The sequence below is a fragment of the Aeromonas bivalvium genome (assembly GCF_000819765.1).
GTDB classification, from domain to species: domain Bacteria; phylum Pseudomonadota; class Gammaproteobacteria; order Enterobacterales; family Aeromonadaceae; genus Aeromonas; species Aeromonas bivalvium.
Genome location: NZ_CDBT01000015.1, coordinates 48,648 through 62,591, shown reverse-complemented (window position 1 = coordinate 62,591; position 13,944 = coordinate 48,648). Strand labels below are relative to the sequence as shown.

At 62.9% G+C, this 13,944-nt stretch carries 15 protein-coding genes; 10 read left to right on the top strand and 5 right to left on the bottom strand.

Going from position 1 to position 13,944, the window contains the following annotated elements:
• Window positions 1-26: 26 nt before the first annotated feature.
• Entirely contained in the window at window positions 27-1,250 is a 1,224-nt protein-coding gene (locus BN1119_RS05520; RefSeq protein WP_041995082.1) for an Nramp family divalent metal transporter, read from the bottom strand.
• A gap of 270 nt (window positions 1,251-1,520) precedes the next feature.
• Between BN1119_RS05520 and rpsF the strand changes: the two genes are divergently transcribed.
• The 4 genes from rpsF (at window position 1,521) to BN1119_RS05500 (ending at window position 3,510) form a co-directional block, all read left to right on the top strand.
• Window positions 1,521-1,907 carry a 30S ribosomal protein S6 gene (gene rpsF / locus BN1119_RS05515; RefSeq protein WP_041995081.1) on the top strand — a complete coding sequence of 129 codons (387 nt, stop codon included), beginning with the start codon at window positions 1,521-1,523 and terminating at the stop codon, window positions 1,905-1,907.
• A gap of 32 nt (window positions 1,908-1,939) precedes the next feature.
• Window positions 1,940-2,170: a 30S ribosomal protein S18 gene (rpsR, locus tag BN1119_RS05510; RefSeq protein WP_005313392.1), complete on the top strand. Its 231-nt coding sequence runs from the start codon at window positions 1,940-1,942 to the stop codon at window positions 2,168-2,170.
• Between the two features lie 49 nt (window positions 2,171-2,219).
• Entirely contained in the window at window positions 2,220-2,666 is a 447-nt protein-coding gene (gene rplI, locus BN1119_RS05505; RefSeq protein ID WP_041995079.1) for a 50S ribosomal protein L9, read from the top strand.
• A gap of 100 nt (window positions 2,667-2,766) precedes the next feature.
• A complete protein-coding gene (locus tag BN1119_RS05500) occupies window positions 2,767-3,510 on the top strand; it encodes a ferredoxin--NADP reductase (RefSeq protein ID WP_041995077.1) in 744 nt (247 codons plus the stop codon).
• A gap of 25 nt (window positions 3,511-3,535) precedes the next feature.
• Here BN1119_RS05500 and BN1119_RS05495 read toward each other — a convergent pair whose 3' ends face one another.
• A complete protein-coding gene (locus BN1119_RS05495) occupies window positions 3,536-3,853 on the bottom strand; it encodes a hypothetical protein (protein WP_041995075.1) in 318 nt (105 codons plus the stop codon).
• Between the two features lie 225 nt (window positions 3,854-4,078).
• Between BN1119_RS05495 and BN1119_RS05490 the strand changes: the two genes are divergently transcribed.
• Entirely contained in the window at window positions 4,079-5,098 is a 1,020-nt protein-coding gene (locus BN1119_RS05490; RefSeq protein ID WP_041995073.1) for a hypothetical protein, read from the top strand.
• Window positions 5,099-5,105: 7 nt separating this feature from the next.
• Here the strand turns inward: BN1119_RS05490 and fos are convergent, their stop codons facing one another.
• Window positions 5,106-5,507: a fosfomycin resistance glutathione transferase gene (gene fos, locus BN1119_RS05485; protein WP_041995071.1), complete on the bottom strand. Its 402-nt coding sequence runs from the start codon at window positions 5,505-5,507 to the stop codon at window positions 5,106-5,108.
• Window positions 5,508-5,538: 31 nt separating this feature from the next.
• Complete coding sequence (locus BN1119_RS19830; protein ID WP_162625844.1) at window positions 5,539-5,706, bottom strand: hypothetical protein; 168 nt, start codon at window positions 5,704-5,706, stop codon at window positions 5,539-5,541.
• A gap of 56 nt (window positions 5,707-5,762) precedes the next feature.
• Here BN1119_RS19830 and BN1119_RS05480 point away from each other — a divergent pair, with 56 nt between their 5' ends.
• From BN1119_RS05480 to BN1119_RS05460, 5 genes are all read left to right on the top strand, one after another.
• On the top strand, window positions 5,763-6,725 hold the full coding sequence (locus tag BN1119_RS05480) for an NADP-dependent oxidoreductase (RefSeq protein WP_041995064.1): 963 nt from the start codon (window positions 5,763-5,765) through the stop codon (window positions 6,723-6,725).
• Between the two features lie 39 nt (window positions 6,726-6,764).
• Window positions 6,765-7,190: a YqaA family protein gene (locus tag BN1119_RS05475; RefSeq protein ID WP_041995062.1), complete on the top strand. Its 426-nt coding sequence runs from the start codon at window positions 6,765-6,767 to the stop codon at window positions 7,188-7,190.
• 24 nt (window positions 7,191-7,214) lie between these two features.
• The gene (locus tag BN1119_RS05470; RefSeq protein ID WP_041995060.1) at window positions 7,215-10,028 is read left to right on the top strand and encodes a M16 family metallopeptidase; all 2,814 of its coding nucleotides are present in this window, start codon (window positions 7,215-7,217) and stop codon (window positions 10,026-10,028) included.
• A 62-nt stretch (window positions 10,029-10,090) separates the two neighbouring features.
• The gene (gshA, locus tag BN1119_RS05465) at window positions 10,091-11,689 is read left to right on the top strand and encodes a glutamate--cysteine ligase (protein ID WP_041995058.1); all 1,599 of its coding nucleotides are present in this window, start codon (window positions 10,091-10,093) and stop codon (window positions 11,687-11,689) included.
• Between the two features lie 274 nt (window positions 11,690-11,963).
• Window positions 11,964-13,178 carry an aldose 1-epimerase family protein gene (locus BN1119_RS05460; protein ID WP_041995056.1) on the top strand — a complete coding sequence of 405 codons (1,215 nt, stop codon included), beginning with the start codon at window positions 11,964-11,966 and terminating at the stop codon, window positions 13,176-13,178.
• 133 nt (window positions 13,179-13,311) lie between these two features.
• Here BN1119_RS05460 and BN1119_RS05455 read toward each other — a convergent pair.
• Window positions 13,312-13,944: methyl-accepting chemotaxis protein (locus tag BN1119_RS05455; RefSeq protein WP_041995054.1), on the bottom strand; the 633-nt coding region annotated here is incomplete at its 5' end.

Below are 13,944 nucleotides of genomic sequence, written 5' to 3'. Positions count from 1 at the left end.
ACCCGGGATAATGAGCCAGGCGGCGATCAGAGGAGGGAGACCAGCAGATAGGCATTGAGGCCGATCACCAGGGCGACGATGAGACGTCCCAGCGCCTGGGTAACCGCATGGTTGCGATACTCCCCCATCAGGGCGCCGTCACCGGTCAGGATCAGCAGGGGGATCAGTGCGAGCGCGATGCCAAAGCTCAGGATCACCTGGCTCAGCACCAGGATCTCCGTGGTATTGAGCCCCATGGCGATCACGATGAAGGCCGGGATCATGGTGATGAGGCGCCGCAGCCAGAGGGGAATGGTGAAGCGCACGAAGCCCTGCATCACCACCTGGCCCGCCAGGGTGCCCACCACGGTGGAGGAGATGCCGGAGGCGACCAGGGAGAGCCCGAACAGGGTGGCGGCGGCCGGGCCCAGCAAGGGGGTGAGGGTCTGATAGGCGGACTCCAGCTCGGCCACGTCATGATGGCCAGAGGCGTGGAAGGCGGCGGCCGCCATGGCCACCATGGCGAGATTGACGAAGCCGGCGATGGTCATGGCGATGGCCACGTCGACCCGGGTGGCATGCAGGCGCTGGTGGATCGGCTCCTGCCCCTCGCCATGCTGGGTCAGGGCCGAGTGGAGATAGATCACATGGGGCATCACTGTGGCCCCGAGCATGCCGGCGGCAAGGTAGATAGCCTCGTTATTGGGCAGGCCGGGGAAGAGGGCACCCTCCAGCAGGCTTGGCAGATGGGGGCGGGAGAACACCAGCTCGACGATATAGGCCGCCGCCACGAACAGCAACAGGCCGCCCACCACGTACTCCAGTGGCTTCTGGCCCCGGCTCTGCAGCATGAGAATGCCCCAGGTCGCCACGGCCGTGATGCAGGCTCCCTCCAGCAGGGTGACCCCGAGCAGCAGCTTGAAGCCCACGGCGGCGCCGATGAACTCGGCGAGATCCGTGGCCATGGCGATGATCTCCGCCTGCACCCAGTAGGCCCAGACCGCCGGCCTGGGCAGCCTGTCGCGGATGTGCTCCGCTAGATTCTTGCTGGTGACTATGCCGAGCTTGGCAGAGAGTGTCTGTACCAGCATGGCCATCAGGTTGGCCCACACCACCACCCACAGCAGCTGGTAGCCGAAGGTGGATCCAGCCTGGATATTGGTGGCGAAGTTGCCCGGATCGATATAACCGATGGCGGCGATGAAGGCGGGACCCAGCAGACTGGCTTTGAGTTTGCGTGGGGCCAGGGCAAGGGTGGCAGCGGGTTGCATAACGGCATCCTCCGTAGGGATATGGCGTTAGCATAGCCGTAAATGATAATTATTATCAATTGTGATTTTAGATGAAGCCCATAGAGAAATCGGAATGGCGGAGCGGGGAAATATTTCGTGGCGACAGGGGCAGGTGCCGGTTGCAGTCGCTGTGTCGATTTCGTACAATACGCCGCCCTAGAAAGCAGCGTCTAAACACACCATACGTTCCTTGCCTCCGAGGTCTGGCTGCACCTGGGCGGAGGCTGAATTAATCCGTAAGGAGCTAAAATGCGTCATTACGAAATCGTCTTCATGGTTCATCCGGACCAGAGCGAGCAAGTTCCCGGCATGATCGAGCGTTACACCGGCGCGATCACCGCTGCCGGCGGTACCATTCACCGCCTGGAAGATTGGGGCCGCCGTCAACTGGCTTACCCGATCGACAAACTGCACAAAGCCCACTACGTTCTGCTGAACGTAGAAGCAGAGCAAGCCGTTATCGATGAGCTGGAAACCAACTTCCGCTTCAACGATGCCGTTATCCGCAACATGATCATGCGCACCAAGCACGCCGTGACCGAAGTTTCTCCGATGGCCAAGGCCAAAGAAGAGCGCTTCCCCCGTCGTGACGACGAGCGCCGCGAAGAAGCGACTGAAGCTTCCTCCGAAGAGTAATTCTTAGATCACTGACATAGAGGATAAAGGCCATGGCACGTTATTTCCGTCGTCGTAAGTTCTGCCGCTTCACCGCCGAGAACGTTACCGAGATCGACTACAAAGATATCGTTACTCTGAAAAACTACGTCACTGAATCTGGCAAGATCGTACCGAGCCGTATCACCGGTACCCGCGCCAAGTATCAGCGTCAGCTGGCACGCGCCATCAAGCGTGCTCGTTACCTGGCTCTGCTGCCGTACACCGATCTGCACAACAAGTAAGCATCGGTCCGGCACTTAAGCCTAACTCAACTTCATTAGAGGAAAGGTAATGCAAGTTATCCTGCTCGACAAAATCGCCAAACTGGGCGGTCTGGGTGATCAAGTCACTGTTAAAGCTGGCTACGCCCGTAACTATCTGATCCCGCAAGGCAAAGCCGTTATGGCTACCAAGGCCAACATCGAGACCTTCGATGCTCGCCGTGCTGAACTGGAAGCCAAACTGGCTGCCGGTAAAGTTGCCGCTGAAGAGCGCGCTGCCAAGCTGGGTGAACTGGCTGCCGTTGTCATCGCTTCCAAAGCGGGCGACGAAGGCAAGCTGTTCGGTTCCATCGGTACCCGTGACGTGGCTGAAGCCATCACTGCTGCCGGCGTCGCCGTTGCCAAGAGCGAGGTCCGCATGGGCAACGTTCTGCGCAACACCGGCGAGTACGAAGTTGTTGTTCAGCTGCACGCTGACGTCAAAGCAACCGTACAGATCCAGGTTGTTGCCCTGTAATAGCGATTCGCTGTTGCAGAAAAACCCGCGCCAAGGCGCGGGTTTTTTATTTTGGGCCGCCAAGCTACAGTAAGAGACTGTTTTTGCGCGGGAGGTGCCCATGGCGGCCTGGGTTGAAGGACGTGTCATCGAACGTATCCGCTGGACGGATACCCTGTTTTCTCTGCGGGTGGAGGCGGATCTGGCCCCCTACCAGGCGGGGCAATTCACCAAGCTGGCCCTCGAACAGGGCGATCGCCGCATCCAGCGCGCCTACTCCTTCGTCAATCCGCCATCGACCCCCTATCACGAGTTCTATCTGGTGGAGATCCCGGGCGGTGAACTCACCCCCAGCCTGGGCACCCTGCAGCCGGGTGATACCCTGCTGGTACAATCCCAGGCCACGGGATTCCTGACCCTGAGCGAGATCCCCCCCGGCCGGGATCTCTGGCTGCTCTCCACCGGTACCGCCATCGGCCCCTTCCTCTCCATCCTGGCGGCGGGGGAGGCGGAGCAAGGCTTCGACAACCTGATCCTGGTGCATGGGGTGAGGCGGGGGGAGGAACTCAGTTATCAGCCCCTGATCGCCGAACTTCAGGCCCGGCTGGGCAGCCGGTTGCACTATGTCCCCTTTGTCAGCCGCGAGCCCTGGCCCGGCGCCATGGCGGGGCGGATCCCGGCGGCCATCGACGAAGGCGCCTTGCAGGCACGGGTCGGTCTGGCGTTCAGCCCAAAGCACAGCCAGGTGATGATCTGCGGCAATCCCGAGATGGTGAAGGCGACCCAGCTTGCGCTCATCGCCCAGGGGCTGACCAAGAACCTGAGGCGCACCCCAGGTCAGATCAGTTCGGAGAATTACTGGTAGTCAGTCGGTGGGGGCGACAGGCTGGCTAGTTGTGCTTGCCCTTGCCGTTGTTGCCTTTGGATTTGTTGTGGCCCTGGCCCGGATTGTTGTCTCCATGGATGCTGCGGTTGTAGTGATCCCGATACTTGCCATCCACCTTGCCGCAGTCCGTCCTCAGGCGACTGTCTCCTATGCTGATGTCCAGGCAATTGCGCTGCCACCAGTCGTACTCTTTGGTATCAAAATCTATGCTTACCCGGTCGCCCGAGATGCTGATGCCGCCATCCTTGTTGCCGGGAGGGGCAGCCTGAACCGCGGCGCTCATGGCAAGCAGAGCCAGTAGCATAGTGGTGTGTCGTGTCATATCCAGTCCTTGTAGTGATGAAGCGTGGTCCCAGTATAGATCTCGCCTGACGGGTGCCAAGGTGAAAACCGGTGATGGGGTGCCATCTGGCCGACAAACTGTTCAACTTGGTCATCTCCTGTCCGAACGTCTACCAATTCAGGCTATTTCAGGGGGATAGCCTTCAATCCGGGCACAGCGGCCCTATAATCGGCGGCCTGATACACCAACCACCCCGTCCCGACCATGCACACAGACTCCGCCTTGCCCGCTCTCTCCTCACCTTATCAGTTGCGCCATCCCAAGGGATGGTTTGCCCTGACCACTGTGTACAGCTTTACCGGTCTGGCCATTCTGGCCTCCATCGTCTTCTCCCTGCTGCTGTTTCTCTCCATCGACGACAATCCGGTGATGAAGTGGCTGTTCGGCGGTCTGGCCATCATCTTCGAACTGGGCAAGTTCTACGTCTGGTACGAATATGGCGAGTGCAAGGCGCGGCGCGATCTTGGCGGCGCTTTCTGGTCCTTGCTGTTTTACAGCGTGCTGGCCGCCATCTCCATCGGCGGCAGTATCGGGGGCATCAACAGCGCCACCAATACGGTGCTGAGCCAGCAGGCGCACCATGAGCGGGTGATCGCCCGCTTCGACGAGCAGATCGCCAGCATAGAGCGCCAGATCCAGCTCAACGAGGAGGCGGCGCGCAAGTACATAGAGATGGCGCGTATCTCCAGCGGTGTCAGCGGCTTGCAGCAGGCCAACACCAGGCTGAGGTTGAAGCAGGACGAGCTGCGCCAGGAGCGTGATGCCAAGCCGGTCAACGAGCAATCTTCCATGCTGGGGTTGATGAGCAGCCTGGCGGACGGCATGGGCATCAGCATAGGTCAGGTGCAGTTCCTGCTGGTCTGTTTCCTCTCCATACTGCTCGATGCGTTCGGGGCCTTCTTCGTCAGCCTGATTGGCGAGGAAAATCGCTTTCGTCGTCAATGGTTGTGGCAACAGGCGCGGGAGAAGCGGGTAGATCGGCAGGCCGACCCCCAGTCCACCGAGCCCCAGCTGACGAGCCGGTTGGAGCCTGAGCCAGAGGTGATAGCCCAGGTGCGCTCAGGTCTGGAGAGCGGCGAGCTCAAGTGCAGCAAGCGGGGGGTGGCAGAGGCGCTTTCGCTCTCCCTGGAGGAGGTCGACAGGGTATTCCAGCATCTGCTGTCGCAGGGGGTGTTGGGGCAGGGCAGCAATCGCCACTACCACCTGCGTGCAGAGAGTCAATGACTCTGGCTCAATCGAACCAGACCAGGCCCTGGTAGGGCGCCTCCCTGAGGGAGGCGAGCCGGCTCTCCAGGTCGCCGACGTGGATCTCCAGCCGGTGACCGTCGGGATCCTTCAGATAAAAGGAGTCCCCCTCGCTGCGATTGGTTTTCCACTCCACGACCCCTGCCGCGCGCAGGCGGGCACAGAAGGGAGCAAAGTGCTCGGCCGGGATGCCAAAGGCGACATGGCTGTAGTCCCCGGCCGGTCGGGGGAGATCGCAGGAGAGGCAGAGCCATAATTCCCCCAGGGTCAGATAGGCGCCCCGCGCCCACTTCACCCTGGGGCGACATCCCAGCAGGTCGACGTAGAAGGCCAGGCTCTTGTCGAGGTCGCCGGTGGCCAGGGTGAGATGATTCAGCCCCTGCAGCATAGATGCTTCGTTCTCTCTCAATCGACAAACCCTAGTGAGTCAGCACCATCATCAGGCTGAGGAAGGCGGCAAGCCCGCCGCCGATGCCGATGATCCAGTAAAACCCCTTGGCCCCCTGCTTGATGGGAATGCGAAAATAGAGCAGGAAGGCCCACCAGGCCAGCGCCAGCAGCAGGGGGATAAGAAACATTCGAGCCATGGTGTCCTCGCTGTTATTCTGTTGACCCTTGATCAATCAACAGGATGGATTGTGCAATGACGCAGTTACAGATTACCGCATTCGGCGACCCCTCGGTACTCAGCCTCACCCCTTCCCAGGACAAGGTGCCCGCAGAGGGGGAGGTTCGGGTGCGCATCTGTTACGCCGGGGTGAACCCCATCGACGCCAAGACCCGGGCCGGCCTCGGTTGGGCGGCGGCCCAGAACAAGGACAAGCTGCCCTGGACCCCGGGTTATGACATGGCCGGTGTGGTGGCTGCCCTGGGCCCAGGGGTGGATAGCCTCAAGGTGGGGGACAAGGTGTGCGGCATGGTCGGCTTCCCCCTGGAGGGAGGGGCCTATGCCGAGTCCATCCTGGCGCAGGCGGCGCTGCTGGTGCCCCTGGAGGAGGTGAGCATCAAGCAGGGAGCGGCCTTGCCGCTGGCCGGTCTCACCGCCTGGCAGGGGCTGTTCGAGCACGGTGAGCTCAAGCAGGGGCAGCGGGTGCTGATCCTGGCCGGTGCAGGTGGTGTGGGCCATCTGGCGGTGCAGTGGGCCCGTGCCAGTGGCGCACGGGTGACGGCCCTGGCGAGCCCGGACAATCACGGCTTCCTGCACGGCCTGGGCGCGGAGCGGCTGTTGGATTATCACGATCCCGATTGGGTCGCTCAGGTCGGCCGGGTGGAGCTGGTGCTGGATCTGGTCGGTGGTGACAGCGGCAAGGCGGCGCTCGATTGCGTGGCCGAGGGGGGTCGCCTAATCACAGTGCCCACCATCACGGCTGAGGCGATCAAGCTGGCGGCAAGCGAGCGCGGCATCGAGGTGCGCGGCATGCTGGTGCAACCCAATCCCGGGCAGCTGGCCCAGATGCTGACCCTGCTGCGCCTCGGCGAGGCACAGATCTGCATCAGCGGCGAGTTCGAGCTGGCCGATGGCGCCCTGGCCCATGCCGCCATCGAGGGGGGGCATACCCGGGGCAAGTTGCTGCTGCGCATGCCGGGAGCGAGCCTGGATGAGTAACGGCGCGGCCCCGGTGTCTGCTTCTCTGGCGCGCGCCCCATGGAGATGAGCCTCGGCTGGCTGTTTCTGAGCGCCTTCACCTCCGCCACCCTGCTGCCCGGCAGCTCCGAGGTGCTGCTGGGAGCCATGGCCGCCCAGGGGCACTGGGGCATGGCCAGCCTGCTGTTGTGGGCGACCCTGGGCAACACCCTGGGCTCCATGACCAGCTGGTGGCTTGGCTGGCTCGCCACCTACAAGAAAAAACCGGAAGATTTTCAAGGCCGTGGGGAACAAAAGGCGCTTGCCTGGCTCAAACATCATGGCCACTGGTGCCTGCTGCTCGCCTGGACGCCCGTGCTCGGCGATGGTCTCTGCCTGCTGGCCGGCTGGCTGCGCCTCTCCTTCTGGCGCTCTCTCATCCTGATCGGGCTCGGCAAATTGCTGCGTTATGCCCTGGTGTTTCTGTTGGCCAGCCAGATTTTCTAGCCCTTAGTCACTCACGAGGTAAGCGTGAACAAACTCATTCCATTAAGCATTCTCATGGGGCTCTCCCTGCCGGTACTGGCGGCGCCCACCCTGGTGTCCGAGCAGGTCAGACAGGAGGGCAAGCTCGGCATTCCCTACCAGATGTACAGGCTCGACAACGGCCTGACGGTGATCCTGGCCCCCGACAAGTCCGACCCCCTGGTGCACCTGGATGTCACCTACCATGTGGGCTCGTCCCGGGAGACGGTGGGCAAGTCGGGGTTTGCCCACTTCTTCGAGCACATGATGTTCCAGGGCTCCAAGCACGTTGGCGATCAGGAGCACATGCGGATCATCAACGAGGCCGGTGGCGACATGAACGGCACCACCAACAAGGACCGCACCAACTACTACGAGACGGTCCCGGCCAACCAGCTGGAGAAGGTGCTCTGGCTGGAGGCGGATCGCATGGGCTTTCTGCTCGATGCGGTGAGCCAGAAGAAGTTCGAGATCCAGCGCGCCACCGTGAAGAACGAGCGGGGCCAGCGGGTCGACAACCAGCCCTATGGCCTGGTGAGCGAACGGGTCGGCGAGGCGCTCTATCCGCGCACCCACCCCTACTCCTGGCAACCCATAGGCTATGTGGAGGATCTGGACCGGGTCGACGTGAACGACCTCAAGCAGTTCTTCCTGCGCTGGTATGGCCCGAACAACGCCACCCTGACCCTGGGGGGCGATTTTGACAGCAAGCAGGCCCTGGCCTGGATTGAGCAGTACTTCGGCCCCATCCCCCGCGGTCCCGAGGTGGCGGAGCCGACCCCCATGCCGGTCACCCTGCCCGAGACCCGCTACATCACGTTGGAAGACAAGGTGCACCTGCCCCTGCTCTACATCAGCTACCCGACCGTGTCCCTTGGCGATCCCCAGGAGCCGGCGCTGGACATGTTCGCCGACGTGCTCGGCGGCTCGGCCAGCTCCATGCTCTATCAGTCTCTGGTCAAGAGCGGCAAGGCGCTGGACGTGGGCGCCTCCCACTACTGCGAGGAGCTGGCCTGCACCCTGACGGTCTACGCCTACCCGAATCCGGCGGTGGATGGCAGCCTCAAGACCCTCAAGGGGGAGGTGGACAAGGTGATAGGCGAGTTCGCCCGGCGCGGCCTCAAGCCCGAGGATCTGGAGAAGGCGATCAGCAAGTACCGTGCATCCACCATCTGGGGGCTGGACAGCGTCTCGGGCAAGGTGAGCCAGCTCGCCATGGGTCAGGTGCTGGCCCGGGATCCCGATTATGTGTTCAAGAGCCTGGATGCCATCGGCCAGGTGACACCTGAGCAGGTCAAGACCGCCTATGACACGTTCATCGCGAACAAGCCGGCGGTGGTGCTGAGCGTGGTGCCCAGGGGCAAGCTGGACTGGCAGGTGGCCAAGCCCAACTTCACCCCGGCCAGGCGGGAGCTGCCAGACTATAGCCAGCATGACGCTGCGCTGGCCGAGCGCCCGGTCAAGGACAGTTTTGATCGTAGCGTGCAGCCCGGGACGGCGGACGCGGTGAGCGTCAAGGTGCCCGCCATCTGGCACGGCAAGCTGGACAAGCACATAGAGATCATCGGCACCAGGAGTGACGAGATCCCGGCGGTCTCCATCATGATCGCCCTGCCGGGTGGCATACGTGCCGAAGGCAAGGGCGAGCTGGGACTGGCCAATCTGACCGCCGCCATGATGGGGCAGGGCACGGTGCGCCTGACCGAGGCCCAGCTCAGCGACGAGCTGCAAAAGCTCGGCTCGGACATCAGCGTCTCCAGCGCCCAGTACAACAACCTCATCACCATCAGCAGTCTGGCGGACAAGCTGCCCCAGACCATGGCGCTGGTGCGCGAGGTGCTTGAACGACCCGGCCTGCGGGAGGCGGACTTCGAGCGGGTCAAGGCCCAGCTGCTGCAAGGGATGAAGCAGAGCGAGCAGCAGCCGGAATGGCTGGCGGGCCAGGCGTTTCGCGAGCTGGTCTACGGCAAGCAGAGCCGCCTCGGCCAGCCCTCTGACGGGGTGCTGGCGGATGTGGAGAAGCTGACCCTGGCGGACGTGAAGCGTTTCTACCAGCACTACTACAATCCGACCAACGCCAAGGTGGTGGTGGCGGGGGATGTCGGCCAGCAGCAGATAGAGGAGCAGCTTGGCTTCCTGACCCGCTGGAAGGGGACGGCGCCCGTGCTGGGCGATCTCAAGCCCAGGGGGGAGCAGGCCAAACCCGGCATCTATCTGGTGGACAAGCCGGGGGCGCCCCAGTCGGTGATCCGCATCGGTCGGCGCGCCATGGCGTTCGATACCCAGGGGGATTACTTCACCGCCGGGCTGATGAACTTCAACCTGGGGGGCAACTTCAACAGCCGCATCAACCTCAACCTGCGGGAAGACAAGGGTTACACCTATGGCGCCAGCTCGGGTTTCTCCGCCAATCGCGACGTCGGCGTCTTCGCCACCGGTGCCAATGTGCGCGCCGATGCGACCGTGGATGCCATTCGTCAGTTCCTCAAGGAGATGGATGACTACCGCAAAAGCGGCCCCACTCCGGTGGAGCTGGCCTATATGCGCAGCGCCGTCTCCCAGCAGGATGCTCTCTCCTACGAGACCCTGGATCAGAAGGCCGGCTTCCTGCTGCAGATGATCATGTATGACCTGAAGCCCGACTTCGTGCAGGCCCAGAGCCAACTGATCAAAACGGTGTCACAAGAGACGCTGAAGGCGAGTGCAGCCCGCTGGCTCAACCCGGCCGACATGGTGATAGTGGTGGTAGGCGACAAGCAAAAGCTTGAAAAACCTCTGGCCGAGCTTCATCTTCCCATCTATCCGCTGCAACTTCCCTGAGGGAGGCGTGCGGCATGCCTGAGCGCCGCCCCGGCTGGGGCGGCCAACAATGAGCCTTGAATATGACTACATCTAGCTTGTCACTGCGTGAGTTGCTGGCGGCGCTGGGAACCCCGGATCGTCTGCCAGCCCTCAAGGGGATCCGTCGTGGCCTGGAGCGTGAGACCCTGCGCATCACCCCGGATGGCGGCCTGGCCCAGGGGGATCACCCTCACAGCCTGGGCTCGGCCCTGACCCATGCCAACATCACCACAGACTACTCGGAGAGCCTGCTGGAGTTCATCACCCCGGCCACCGACTCCATCGAGAGCCTGATGGAGCAACTCGGTGACATCCATCATCACGTCAGCCAGCACATCGGCGAGGAGCGGCTCTGGCCGCTATCCATGCCCTGCTTCGTCGGCGACGAGGAGAGCATACGCCTGGCCCAGTACGGCAGCTCCAACATAGGCAAGATGAAGACGCTGTACCGTCAGGGTCTCAAGCACCGCTACGGCAGCCTGATGCAGGTGATCGCCGGCATCCACTTCAACTTCTCCATGCCGGACAGCTTCTGGTGCGAGTGGCAGGATCTGGCGGGGGAGCCCTGCTGCAGCCAGCGTTTCATCTCCGAGAAGTACATGGGGCTTATTCGCAACGTTTACCGCTTCGGCTGGCTGGTGCCCTACCTGTTCGGTGCCTCCCCGGCCATCTGCAGCTCCTTTCTCAAGGGGCGGACCAGTACGCTGCCGTTCGAGAAGCTCGGCAAGGGCACCCTCTATCTGCCCTATGCCACCTCGCTGCGGCTGTCGGATCTCGGCTACACCAGCAGCGCCCAGAGCCGGCTCGACATCAGCCACGACAACCTGCCCGCCTACGTGGCCTCCCTGCGCCGCGCCATCAACACCCATGATCCCGAGTTCGCCAGGATAGGGGTCAAGGTGAACGGCGAGTACCGCCAGCTCAACGACAATGTCCTGCAACTCGAAAACGAGCTGTACGCTCCCATCCGGCCCAAGCGTACCCCCCGCAGCGGCGAGAAGCCCTCGGACGCGCTGGAGCAACGCGGCATCGAATACATCGAGCTGCGCACCGTGGACGTGAACCCCTTCACCCCCCTCGGCATCGAGGCGGAGCAGGTGCGCTTCTTCGACGTCTTCCTGGTCTGGTGTCTGCTGCGCCCCTCCGCCCAGCTGACGGAGCAGGAGATAGCCCGCAACCGTCGCAACCAGACCAAGGTGGTGCTGGAGGGACGCCGTCCCGGCCTGACCCTGGAAGATGAGCAGGGGGCCGCCATCGGCCTCAAGGAGTACGGCCTCCAGCTGTTTGACGAACTGGCGCTGGTGGCGGATCTGCTGGATCGCTGCTGCGGCCGCAATCGCTATCGCGAGACGCTGGCCATGCACAGGGAGAAGCTGCTGGATCCCGAGCTCACCTATTCGGCGCGCCTGCTCAGGCGCTTGCAGGAGGAAGGCCTGGACAACGGCTGCTTCGGCGACGCCCTGGCGAGCCAATACCGGGAGCAGCTGCTGGCCGGTGAGCTGCAATACTGGGATGAAGCCTACTTCGCCGGCGAGGCGCGGGACTCCCTGCTCAAGCAGCGGGAGCGGGAACGGGGGGACAGCCTGTCGTTCGACGACTTCCTGGCGGACTACTTCGGGACTCGCCAGACCACGACCTGACCCTTGCCTTCCCATGACCATGAAAAGAGCCGCTCAATGAGCGGCTCTTTTCATGGGCCGATCGCCAGCTCCCGGTCCGTCCCCGGCACAGCAAAACGAAGTGTGAGTCAGCCTTCACTTCAGCAGGGCAAGGGCCGTTTTTATTGTCAAACGGCTCACACTTCCCCCTTTTGACCCTTGAGTCTGGTGCGTCAGGCGCCTAGTTTTCGATCACTGAAACGATTCAGCTTTCACGAAAACCACTCACAAGAACAAGAGACACGAGGATAAAGCCATGTTGAAGAGACTCTCCATTGCCGTGCTGCTCGCCCTGGGGGCGAGCTCGGGCCAGGCCGCCGAATTCCTGCTGACCGATTCCCAGCAGGGGCTGGATGTGGGGGACTGGAAGATCACCAGCGACAAGCTGGGGATCAAGAGCCCGGTCCCCTTCTCCATCGAGAAGAAGCGCCTGCACGGCGGGCGTCAGGAGGGGGTGGATCTGCTCATCGTCGACAACGGGGTGATGAAGATCACCCTGGTACCGACCCGTGGCATGGGGATCAAGGAGGTCAAGGGGGCCGATGTGCGCCTCGGCTGGGATTCGCCGGTCAAGGAGGTGGTCAACCCGGCCTTCATCGATCTGGAGAGCCGCGCCGGTCTCGGCTGGCTCGATGGCTTCAACGAGATGCTGGTACGTTGCGGCTACGAGTGGACCGGCCACCCCGGGGTGGATGACGACGGCCGTCTCAAGAGCCTGCACGGCCGGGTGCAGAACATACCGGCCTCAGTGGTCAGCGTGACAGTGGATGAGGAGCCGCCCTACGCCATCCACGTGCGGGGCCGGGTGGACGAGCGCACCTTCAAGATGAGCGAGCTGGTCACCTGGACCCAGCTGAGCGTGGTGCCCGGTCAGGCGGAGTTTGCCCTGCAGGACAAGCTGACCAACCACGCGGACTACGAGAACGAGTACCAGATCATCTATCACGGCAACTTCGGGGCCCCCATCCTGGAGGAGGGGGCGCGGGTCAGCACCCCGGTCAAGCAGATCTCCCCGTTCAACGATTACGCCAAGGCGGGGCTCAAGGGCTGGCAAACCTATATGGGGCCCACCAAGGGCTTCGACGAGATGGTGTTCAACCTGGTGCCCTACGGCGATGCCGAGGGCAATACCCTGGCGGTGCTGAACAACAAGGCGGGTAGCGTCGGGGTGGCGGTGGGTTACAACACGCGCCAGTTGCCTGTGCTGACGCTGTGGAAGAACACAGACACCCGGGCCCAGGGCTATGTGACCGGCATAGAGCCAGGCACCAGCTATGCCTACAGCACCAAGTACCAGCGTCCGCTGGGGCTGGTGCCCAAGATCCAACCTGGGGAGACCAAGACCTTCGACCTGACCTATCGCCTGCTGCGCAATGGGGAGGAGGTGAAGCAGGCCCTGGCCCAGGTGGAGCAGATCCAGGACGGCCGCCCCACCGAGCTGCGGGATCAGCCCCTGGTCAAGCTGCCCTGAGTCACAGGCAGACAGCAAAAAGCCGCTCCATGAGCGGCTTTCTGGGTTCAGAGCAGGGGCGCCTCAGCAGCGCCCCTTCTTGTCGAGACAAATCCCCGTCACGGCCTGACGTTGTCAGCGCCGCTGACCCGTGTCACAGGCGGAAGTTGCCCACCAGCTGATCCAGCTCGCCGGAGAGCTGTTGCAGGCTGCGGCTCGAGGCGGTGAGCCTGTGGGCTATGTCCGTCGTTTCCATGGTGAGCTGGTTGATGTCTTCCACGTTGCGATTGAGCTCGCCCACCACGCTGGACTGCTCCTCGGTGGCGGTGGCCACCTGGATGTTCATGTCGCTGATCTGGGTGATGTGGGCGGTGATCTGGCCCAGGGCCCCGTTGGCCTCGTCGGCCTGGCCCACCACGGTCAGGCTCTGGTTGCGGCTCTGGGTCATGGCACTCACCGCCCGGGCCGACTCGGCCTGCAGACCGTCAATCATCTTCTGGATCTCCTCGGTGGAGGCGGCGGAGCGGCTGGCAAGGTTGCGCACCTCGTCGGCCACCACGGCGAAACCACGCCCCTGCTCACCGGCCCGGGCCGCCTCGATGGCGGCGTTGAGGGCCAGCAGATTGGTCTGCTCCGAGATGCTGCGGATGGTGTCGAGTATGCTGCCGATGGCATCGGTCTGACCGGCCAGGGAACCGATGACCCCGGAGACCGATTCCAGCTCGTCGGAGAGGCCGACGATGCCGTGGCGGGCCTGGGCGACGACACCGGCCCCGGCATCGGCCTG